Origin of the sequence: Streptomyces tricolor (assembly GCF_002155905.1) — a bacterium.
GTDB lineage: Bacteria > Actinomycetota > Actinomycetes > Streptomycetales > Streptomycetaceae > Streptomyces > Streptomyces tricolor.
Genome location: NZ_MUMF01000268.1, coordinates 1 through 3,865, shown reverse-complemented (window position 1 = coordinate 3,865; position 3,865 = coordinate 1). Strand labels below are relative to the sequence as shown.

The following is a 3,865-nucleotide window of genomic DNA, read 5'->3' as shown; positions in this document are numbered from 1 at the left end:
GCCGGCCGCCGGCAGGTCCAGGCGCAGGCCGAGCCGGGCCAGCGGGCCGTGTCCGGCGAGCAGGGCGGTGAGCGGGCCGGCGAGCGGCGGCGCGCAGACGGCGGCGGGCAGCGCGAGGAGCAGGGCCTCGGCCGCGGCGAGGGCGGCGATCCGGGCGCGGGAGGCGCCGCGGGCCCGCAGCAGCCGGGTCTCGTCGGCGCGTTCGGTGCTGAGCAGCCGGCCCACCAGCAGCAGCGCGTAGCCGGCCAGCAGCACCAGCTGGAGCGCGATGATCAGCAGGGTGGAGCGGGCCACGAGCAGCGAGCGGTCCACCCGGTCCAGCACGTCGGGCAGCGCGGTCTGCGCGACCGTCGTCCCGCGCAGCGCGGGGGCCGCGCGCAGGGCGGCGCCGCCGTCGCGGGCCGCCGTGCGCAGCGCGCCGATCCGCCCGGTCGTCACCGACGCGAAGTCGGCCGAGGCCAGCCAGGCCGTCGCCCCCGTGCTGACCCGGCCCCCGGTGAGCACGGCGGGGTCGGCGAGCAGCGGGCCGTACGTCGTGAAGCCGGACTTCTTCACCCCGCGGCCGAGCAGGTCGTCCAGCCGCCAGTACGGTGCCGTCACCGAGGCGGGGCGGTAGACGCCGACGATCCGGACCCGGACCGCCGGGCCCTCCAGCCGGTTCGCGAGGGTGAGCCGGTCGCCGGGCGCGAGCCGCAGCGCCCGGGCGGCGGCCTGCGGCAGCGCCACCTCGACCGCGCCGTCGGTGCGGCGGGGGAGCCGGCCGGCGGCGAGCCGCAGCAGGGTGCGGTCCAGTGCCGCGAAGTACGTCAGGTCCGGGTCGCCCGACCGGCTCGCGGGCGGCCGGAGCGAGCGGGGCAGCGCGTACGGTCCGGAGCGGCGCAGGGTCCGTACGGTCACCGGTAACCCGTCGAACGTCGTCCGGGCGCCGCGGCGTACGGCGGCGTCGGCGGCGACCCGCTCGGCGGGGGGCACGTCCGCCTTGACGATCAGCGCGGTGTCGGCGGCGGTGCGCGGATCGGCCAGCGCATGACGCAGCGCCGCGTCGCCGATCGCCCCCGAGTACGCGGTGAGCGTCGCCAGTACCGCGGTGGTCAGCGTCACCGTCAGCAGGGCGGCGCCCAGCAGCAGGCGGTGCGCACGCGCGCGTGAGAAGACGAACCCCGTCACCCGGCCCCCGTGTGTCCGGACTTCCAGACCTTCGGGCGATGCTGGCAGAGGGGCCGGGCGCCGGGTAAGCGGTTGTCGGGCGGTCTATACCGGATTGTGATCGGAATACAGCGACGGGTGACCGGAATCCGACCTTCAGTGACGACCCCTCAGTACGGAGTGATCGGCCGGGGTCGTCCGGCAGAGGTGATCAGTCCGGCGTGTTCACCATCGACGCGGCGGCGTACGTCAGGTAGTTCCACAGCGTCCGCTCGTGCTCCTCGGACAGGCCCAGCTCGTCGACGGCCACCCGCATGTGCCGCAGCCAGGCGTCGTGCGCCGCCCGGTCCACGGTGAACGGGGCGTGCCGCATGCGCAGCCGGGGGTGGCCGCGGTTCTCGCTGTAGGTCGTGGGGCCGCCCCAGTACTGCATCAGGAACAGCACCAGCCGCTCCTCGGCCGGGCCCAGGTCCTCCTCCGGGTACATGGGCCGCAGCAGCGGGTCCTCGGCGACCCCCTGGTAGAAACGGTGGACGAGCCGGCGGAAGGTCTCCTCCCCGCCGACCTGCTCGTAGAAGGTCTGCTCCTGAAGCGTGCCGCGCCGAATCTCATTCACCCGTCCATCGTCTCAGACCGGGCGACCCAGGACTCAAGGCTTAGGACCGGTCCCGCCCGCCCCTACTGTGGAGCCATGGGCGCCTACGACACGGAGATCGAGGTCCTCGCCGACGCGGCACGGGCCGCGCTGGTGCGGGAGATCGACGCCGACGGGGCCTGGGCCGCGGACCCGGCGTGGCGGGAGGCGTTCGCGGCGGTGCCCCGGCACCTGTTCGTGCCGTACTACTACGTCGCCGGGCCGCGCGGCTACGAGCGCCGCTGGCGCGAGAGCCCCGACCCGCGGGCCCGGGAACGCTGGCTGCGCGGCGCCTACACGGACGTACCCCTGGCCACCCGGCTGCGCGACGGGGAGCTGGTCTCCTCCAGCAGCCAGCCCTCCCTGATGGCCCGGATGCTGGTCGCGCTGCGCGTCGAGGACGGCGACCGGGTCCTGGAGGTCGGCGCCGGCACCGGCTACAACGCCGCCCTGCTCGCCCACCGGCTCGGCTCCGACGACCTCGTCACCACCATCGACCTGGAACCGGAGATCACCGAGTCGGCCCGCCAGCACCTCGCGGCGGCCGGCCACCACCCGGTCGTCGTCACCGGCGACGGAGCGCGCGGCGTGCCCGAACGCGCCCCCTTCGACCGGATCATCGCCACCTGCGAGCTGCCCACGGTGCCGCGCGCCTGGCTCGCCCAGTGCCGCCCCGGCGCGCGCGTCCTCACCCCGCTGGCGACCGGTCTGCTCGCCCTGACCGTGCGGGACGCGCGGCACGCCGAGGGCCGCTTCCTGCCGGGGCCCGCCTTCTTCGTGCCGCTGCGCGGCACGGGCAGGGCGGAGCCCGAGGGCGCCCGCCCGGCCGGGCCGCCGGGCGGGGACCGCCGGCCGGAGCCGTTCCGCTTCCTGCTCGCGCTCACCCGGACCACCCTCGACCCGCAGGCCGCGTACGCCCTGTGGGAGCGCGAGGGCGAGCCGGGCCGCGGCCGCTACGGCGTCACGGTCGACGGCGAGCACACCTGGGCGTGGCTGGACGACCCGGAGGGGCCGTACGCCTGGCCGCTGCCCTGAGCGCGGTCAGCCCCGGCGGACGGTGATCGTCGTCCAGGCGCCCACGTGCACCCGGTCGCCGTCCTGGAGCGGGACCGGCACGAACGGCTGGATCGGCTCCTCCGACATGTTGACCGTGGTGCCGTTGGTCGAGTTCTGGTCCACGACCGCCCAGCTGCCGTCCGGCTGCTGCACCAGCACCGCGTGCTGGTGCGAGACGCCCGGGTCCTCCGGCGGCACCGACAGGTCGATGTCGGGGGTGTCGCCGGTGGAGTGCCGGCGGCGGCCGATGGTGACCTGGTTGCCGGTGAGCGTGCGCTGCTGCTCGGGCGAGTACGCGGGCAGGTTCAGGCCCGCGGCCTCGGGGCCGGAGCGCTGCATCATCGCCATGAAGTACGCGCGGTCCGGGCCGATGGTCGCGGTCCAGGTGCCCGGCCGGCCGGACTGTGGCGCCTGCGGGAAGCCGCCGGGTCCGGACGGGGCCTGGTGGCCGTGGGGCTGCGGGTAGCCGTAGCCACCGCCCTGACCACCCTGGCCGCCCTGGCCGGTGGCGGACGGCGGGGAGATCACCCAGTCGTCCTCGGCCGGGGGGCGGCCGGTCTCGCGCGGGAACGCGGGCGGAGCCGACGCCCCGGCCTGCTGGAAGGCCTGCGGGCCGGCACCGGGACCGGCGGACGGCGTCGGTCCGGGCGGCGGCGGTGCCGGACGGGAAGGGTCACCGCCGAAGCCGCCGGGGCCGGAGGGCCCCCGCCCGAAGCCCGACGGACCGGCGGGACCGCCGGGACCCTGGCCCTGGCCCTGACCCGGGCCCTGTCCGGGACCGCCGCCGAAGCCACCCTGGCTCTGGCCCTGGCCCTGACCCTGGCCGCCGCCGAAGCCGGACGGACCGCCCGGGCCGCCGGAACCGGGACCCCGGCCCGGCCCCTGACCGGGACCCTGACCCTGGCCCTGCCCCGGCCCACCGCCGAAGCCGCCCGGGCCCTGACCCTGCCTCGGGCCCTGACCCTGCCCCTGACCGGGACCCTGCCCCTGACCGGGGCCCTGCCCCTGGCCGGGACCGCCGCCGAAGCC

Annotated in this window: 4 protein-coding genes; 1 reads left to right on the top strand and 3 read right to left on the bottom strand. The window is 77.0% G+C overall.

Annotated features, from left to right (window positions below):
• Together CCN44_RS19905 and CCN44_RS19900 are read right to left on the bottom strand one after the other, a co-directional pair.
• Window positions 1-1,167: FtsX-like permease family protein (locus CCN44_RS19905; protein WP_143649867.1), on the bottom strand; the 1,167-nt coding region annotated here is incomplete at its 3' end.
• 190 nt (window positions 1,168-1,357) lie between these two features.
• Window positions 1,358-1,762 carry a globin gene (locus tag CCN44_RS19900; protein WP_059249608.1) on the bottom strand — a complete coding sequence of 135 codons (405 nt, stop codon included), beginning with the start codon at window positions 1,760-1,762 and terminating at the stop codon, window positions 1,358-1,360.
• Between the two features lie 75 nt (window positions 1,763-1,837).
• Between CCN44_RS19900 and CCN44_RS19895 the strand changes: the two genes are divergently transcribed.
• Complete coding sequence (locus tag CCN44_RS19895) at window positions 1,838-2,815, top strand: methyltransferase domain-containing protein (RefSeq protein WP_059249607.1); 978 nt, start codon at window positions 1,838-1,840, stop codon at window positions 2,813-2,815.
• Between the two features lie 6 nt (window positions 2,816-2,821).
• Here CCN44_RS19895 and CCN44_RS19890 read toward each other — a convergent pair.
• Window positions 2,822-3,865: FHA domain-containing protein (locus CCN44_RS19890; protein ID WP_143649865.1), on the bottom strand; the 1,044-nt coding region annotated here is incomplete at its 5' end.